Origin of the sequence: Sphaerisporangium sp. B11E5 (assembly GCF_039871875.1) — a bacterium.
Classification (GTDB): domain Bacteria; phylum Actinomycetota; class Actinomycetes; order Streptosporangiales; family Streptosporangiaceae; genus Sphaerisporangium.
Genome location: NZ_JBDPMD010000096.1, coordinates 1 through 5,346, shown reverse-complemented (window position 1 = coordinate 5,346; position 5,346 = coordinate 1). Strand labels below are relative to the sequence as shown.

The window sequence follows — 5,346 nt, the reverse complement described above, 5'->3', positions numbered from 1 at the left end:
GATAGACCCGCCCGTTGTACACCAACGGCGCCGGATCAGCGGTGTAGATCGTCTGAACCAGCGGATTGTCCGCCCGCGCCGGCCCCGCCGGCAGCAACACCACAACGCAGAGCAGACTCACGAGCCAAAGAACGCCACGCCTGAGACCGGCCCTGGCCGGTGATGCGACCGCGGATTTCATCTCTGCTCCCTGAAATGCGTGTTCACCTGAATACCTCTTCGTCGCGGAAAGCGAGCGGGCCCCGGCCTCACGCTCGGCCGGACGTCATCTGTTAGCGCTAACATTCGCTGAGGTCCGAAGGCTCGCGTGAGCGTTCGCGCTACCGCGGCCGTGGACGCCGTCTCGACCGCGGAGCCAATCCCATACCCGGCGGACGGTCAAGACGGCCGCCCTCTCCCCCGCCGGCGCCGCGTACGTCCGGCGCCTGTCGTGAGCTGCGCGCGGGAGCCGCCCGGCCGCCCCGCCGCCCCGGGGACGTCGATGAAAATTTCGCCGGGACGACACGGGTCGTCCCGGCGAGGATCACACCAAGGTCAGGCGCGGGTCCAGCGCTGGTTCGCGCCGCCGTTGCAGTCCCAGATGACCAGCTTCGTGCCGTTTGCGGTGGCATTGTTGGGCACGTCGAGGCACCGGCCCGCGCCGACCGCGGTGATGGTGCCATCGGAGTTGAAGCGCCACTTCTGGTTGTTCTGGCCGTTGCAGTCCCAGATCTGCACCGCGGTACCGTTCGCCGTGCCGGAGTTGGCCACGTCGAGGCACTTGTTCCCGTAGACGCGCAGCTCACTGGAGGCGGTCGGGGTCCACGCCTGGTTGGCCTGGCCGTTGCAGTCCCAGATCTGCGCGAGCGCGCCGTTGGCCTGCGAGGCGCCGTTCACGTCCAGACAGCGGCCGGAACTCACACTCCTGATCGCGCTCGTCGGAGCCGGGGACCCGGTCGGGGTGGGGGTCAGGGTCGCCGTGGGCTGCGGTGACGCGTTGTTGAGGACGGTGAGGACGGCGTCGTAGGCGGGTTTCTTGTTGTAGTTGCTGTCGAAGAGCAGGGGGGTGTCGCCGCTGCGCCAGGAGTAGCGGTCGGTGACGCCCCAGACGGTGATGCCGGTGCAGCGGGGGACGTTCACGCAGGCTTGGGTGACGCGGCGGTAGGCGTCGGCCTGGGTGGTGCCGGAGCCGCCGATGTCGAGTTCGGTGATCTGGACGTCCACGCCGAGTGCGGCGAACTGGGCGATGTTCTGCTGGTAGTTGCTGGGGGGGTTGCCGAAGTGGGACTGCAGGCCCACGCAGTCGATGGGGACGCCGCGGGCTTTGAAGTCGCGGACCATGTTGTAGACGCCGCGGGTCTTGTTGGCGTTGGCGTCGTCGATGTTGTAGTCGTTGTAGCAGAGTTTGGCGCTGGGGTCGGCGGCGCGTGCGGCGCGGAAGGCTTCTTCGATGAAGCCGTTGCCCAGGCGCTGCTGGAAGATGGAGCTGCGCAGGGTGCCGACGGCGCCGCCGTCGGCGAAGGCTTCGTTGACGACGTCCCAGGCGAAGACCTTGCCGCGGTAGTGGGTCATCATGCCGTTGATGTGGTTGATCATGGCGGCACGTAGGTCGTTGCCTTGCAGGTTGGCCAGCCAGCCGGGGGTCTGGGCGTGCCAGACCAGCGTGTGGCCGCGTACCGACATGCCGCGGCTCTGGGCGTGGCTGACCAGGCGGTCACCGGCGCTGAAGTTGAAGGAGTTGCGGGAGGGTTCGGTGGCGTCCCATTTCATCTCGTTCTCGGCGGTGACCGAGTTGAACTCGCGGTTGAGCACGGTGGTGTAGGCCGATTCGCTGAGCCGGTTCACCGCGACCGCGGCGCCGTAGTAGCGGCCGCTCTGCGCGGCGGCGGCGCCGAGGGTGCTGGCGGCGGCGCCGACCGGGGCCTGGATCGCCACGGCCGTGGCCAGGCCGGCGACGCTGAGCGCGGCGGCGAGCATCGCTCGGTGATGCGCGCCGCGTGTCCGCCGTCGAGTAGGGGGTGGGGGTATGACGTTTTCCGGCATGCCTGAGCCTCCACTGCAGTCGAGCGTGTAGGTAGACGCCCCGGCGGATGACGGCACGACCACGCCGAAAGCGTGCGGCATTCACCAGCGTCACAGGAACGCGGCCCCTGCCGCTCACCACCGACCCCGGCAGGAAAGAGGCCGCTTGGGGACTCAGTGTGGAAACACCCCCGAAACGTGTCAAGCGTATCCTCGCGCGATCACCTGCGCCCCGATGAGGCGTGAGCCCCGGCGGGCCCGGCGTCATGAGCCTGGTCGCGGCGGCGGCCGGCCGGACCGGACGCCCGTCGTGGGAGGCGGTCGGCGACGGTGAACGTTTCATCGCCGCGCCGCTCCCACGCGGCGCGGCCGGACGCTCGTCAGGCCAGATGAGGCCACGCCCCACGGGCCGCGGCACCGCGCGCGGGTGGGGCGCCGCGCCTTGACGGCGGTCCTCCCGGTCATGTTGGCTCCGCGCACCACCACCTCGAGCGGACCGAGAGGGGCGATCACTGGGAACACTTGCTGTTAGCGCTAACAGCTCTGACTGATGCCTGACCGCCCCAGGCAGGCACCGGCCGGCGCGGGCCGACCACCGGACGGCGGCCCGCCGCGTCCGCCCTTCACCACCCGGACGCGGGACCGGCCACCGGCACCGGATGCGGCCACCGATCTCGATGCCGGAGGTACCCCTGCCAGCAGGAACGCGTCGGCGTCCGTAATACGGCCGGCCGCGACGACGCCCCGTGGCCGGTGCCGTCGCCGATGTCGTGGGGCACCAGGAGCGGGCCGGTGCCGGGAGTGGTGCCGCCGTGGCCGCCGGTACGGTCGCGGCTCCCCATCCGCTCCCCCGGCAGACCGCGGTCTCGTTGTTATCGCTCACTGCGCCGGGCCGGCGTCCTGGCGCCGGGAGGCACGCGGGACGGCACGGCATCCCGGCGCGACGATCGTCACCGCCGCCGCGCTCGGCGCGCCGCGGCGTGACAGGCGCTGTGGCGGCCCTGGCCGCACCGCGACGAAGCGCCGCGCACCACGACGAGAGGACACCACGCGAAGGAACGCTCAGGGCGCCGGCATCGGCCGTCGTTCTCCTCCTGACGGTCGCGGGCATGTTCCTGGTGACCCGGCCGGCCCCGGCGGCGTCGCTGACGCGGGTGACGAACTCCGGCGACAACCCGGCGAACCTCGACATGTACATCTGGTGGAACGGGGTGAACACCGGCACCACCGGCGCGGTCAGCGTCCGCGACGCCGCACACCACGGCACGGTGGCCCCGAGCGGCACGACGGCCTTCGGTTTCGTCGCCGACGGTGACGGCGCCGCCGCACCGAGCGCGGTGAGTCGCACCAGCCCATGAGGGGACATGCCCGGTGAGGGTCACGTGCGTGCACAGAACACGCCGCACGACCACATCCACCGCGACGGTACCGGTCCCCGGTCACCTGCCGTGGCCGGCCCCGTCAGGTGTCCTCCCGCGCGTCATGGGCGGTGAACGACCTCCCGAGATTCTCCCTCAACCAGGTTTCGGTGGTGCTCACGTGCACGAGCGCCACCGCCTGGGCGAGGGAGGCGTCGCCGTCCGCCAGCGCCTGGTAGATGGCGGTGTGCTCGATCACGGTACGCCCGGCCACGTTGTCCTCGACCAGCCCACGCCACACCCGGGCACGGAGTGTCTGCCCCGCGATACCGCTGAGCAGCGCGAACAGCGACCTGTTGCCCGTCGCCTCGAACACGGCGCGGTGGAAGGCGTCGTCGTGGTGGTTGAGCGCCTCGACGTCGTCCTGAGCGGCGATCATCGCCTTGAGGTGGCTCTCGACCACCAGGAGCTGGGCGGCGGTGATCCGTGTGGCCGCCAGCCCGGTGGCCACCGGTTCGAACAGCCGGCGCACCTCCATGATCTCCAGGAGGTCGTCGCCCCGCATCATCTCGACCGCGAGACCGACGCCTTCGAGCAGCAACTCAGGCTTGAGACTCGTGACGAACGTCCCGTCACCCCTGCGCACCTCCAGCACGCGCGTGGTGACGAGGGAACGCACAGCCTCCCTGAGCAGATTCCGCGACAAGCCCAGCTCCACGGCCAGCTCCTGTTCAGGAGGCAACCGGGCACCCGGCGACAGCACCCCTTCCTTGATGAGCTGCCTGATGTGCTCGATCGCCTGCTCCGTCAACGACATACACAAATATTCGTCCCTCAGCACGGCGGACGACCACCCGCCCCACCGCCCCATCGGCGCACGGCACCGCTGGGGCGGGGTGTCCGCTGTCAGAAGTTCCCGGTGCGGACCGCCCAGGGGACCTGGAGGCCAGGCCCGGCGCGCGGGGAATGCGGGAGCGGGCGGTGGTGTCTTCGCCGTGGCCGTCTGTACGCAGGGCCGGGATGTCGCACGGACGCTCCCCTCCGTGGTGCGGCGCCCGCGTCGGGGACCAAGGCGCCGATCTTGTTGTTAGCGATAACACCGGCGGGGCTGTCCCGTTTCATGCACGACGGCCCGCCACTGTGCGGGAGCCAACCCCCGGCCGGGGGATCACGTCAACACGCTCCCGCCGTCCGCGCCCGTGCCGCGACCCGGCACACACCCTGAACTGGGCCGCCCGGACATGGGCACAGCCGCCGGCCGGCCGGGGTACTGGAACTTTCATCTGGATCGACGCGCTCCGCATCGAACTGCGCCCGCCGGCGCCGTCGCGGGCCGGGAGACCGCCGTATGACGAGGTGAGGGCGGAGGATGGAATCGATTCGATCGTTTTTACGGCTCCCACCCGTGGCGACCGGAGGCCCCGTCGGAGGACCGCGCGGGTCGTGACGGATCATGAAAATTTCATCGGGGCCCACCCGGCAGGAAGAGTGGGGCCGTGGTGGTCACGCCCATGCGGCGACGTCCGGCGAGCTTGACGACACGAAGCCCCACGGAGCCGCTCCTTGACGGCGCCTCTTCCGCCGTATTTGCTGCGCCATATCACTATCGATCGCCCCGGATTGTGAGCGCTAACAGCTAAGGGCACGTTTACCTGGACCGTGGCGCACGTCGACGAGACGACGAGTGGTAGCGAACCGATTCGCGGATCCCTCTCATCTGGAGGAGCAAAGATGCAGCCCTCACGCATCCTTCCATCGGGCCGCACGGCCCGCGGGCGGCGTTCGCCGGCCGTCATCGCGATGTCGGTGGTGGTGGCGCTCGCCACGGTCATGGCGGCCGTGCTGACCTGGGCGGTGCCTGCTTCGGCGGCGGCGCCTTTGGTGAGCCAGCCGTCGGGACGCTGCCTGGACGCCGCGGGCAACTCCAGCACGCAGGGAACGGCGTTGCAGATCTGGGACTGCGGCGGCCAGGCCGGCCAGTCCTACG

3 protein-coding genes and 2 pseudogenes are annotated in these 5,346 nt (G+C 70.2%); 2 read left to right on the top strand and 3 right to left on the bottom strand.

The features are described from left to right. A pseudogene (locus tag ABGB17_RS38605) lies at window positions 1-181 on the bottom strand (hypothetical protein); the annotation flags it as partial. 353 nt (window positions 182-534) lie between these two features. Continuing rightward, window positions 535-1,956: a lectin gene (locus ABGB17_RS38600; RefSeq protein ID WP_347639325.1), complete on the bottom strand. Its 1,422-nt coding sequence runs from the start codon at window positions 1,954-1,956 to the stop codon at window positions 535-537. Window positions 1,957-3,110: 1,154 nt separating this feature from the next. Here ABGB17_RS38600 and ABGB17_RS38595 point away from each other — a divergent pair. Next, the gene (locus ABGB17_RS38595; protein WP_347639323.1) at window positions 3,111-3,359 is read left to right on the top strand and encodes a hypothetical protein; all 249 of its coding nucleotides are present in this window, start codon (window positions 3,111-3,113) and stop codon (window positions 3,357-3,359) included. 103 nt (window positions 3,360-3,462) lie between these two features. Here the strand turns inward: ABGB17_RS38595 and ABGB17_RS38590 are convergent, their stop codons facing one another. Then, window positions 3,463-4,176 (bottom strand): FadR/GntR family transcriptional regulator, encoded by a 714-nt coding sequence (locus tag ABGB17_RS38590; protein WP_347639321.1) that lies wholly within the window; start codon window positions 4,174-4,176, stop codon window positions 3,463-3,465. A 914-nt stretch (window positions 4,177-5,090) separates the two neighbouring features. Between ABGB17_RS38590 and ABGB17_RS38585 the strand changes: the two are divergent. Further along, window positions 5,091-5,346, top strand: a pseudogene (locus ABGB17_RS38585) (hypothetical protein); the annotation flags it as partial.